1 protein-coding gene is annotated in these 244 nt (G+C 48.0%); it reads right to left on the reverse strand.

What is annotated here, in order from left to right:
- Window positions 1-244: hypothetical protein (locus SB772_RS44590; protein WP_410839101.1), on the reverse strand; the 244-nt coding region annotated here is incomplete at both ends.

The raw sequence follows: 244 nt of genomic DNA on the forward strand, positions 1-244 counted from the left end.
GTTGATTGTTTTTGAGCTTATCCATACTAGACTGCTGCATCAATATGCCGCCATCGGTCTCAAAAAAGCAGCCTAGTGCGCGTAGATTAGGCGCGTAATGCTCGAACAAATGGATAGGCTCATTGACATGCAGATCGATGCTCTGGTTCTGTAATTCGGCAAAGCCATCATAGTGGTCATCTGGCTCGATAATGGTGATATCGAGCCCTGCTTGCTCATATGCGCCCGTAGTCACACCAGCGAT

This window comes from Paraburkholderia sp. SIMBA_030 (assembly GCF_046535245.1).
Lineage (GTDB): Bacteria > Pseudomonadota > Gammaproteobacteria > Burkholderiales > Burkholderiaceae > Paraburkholderia.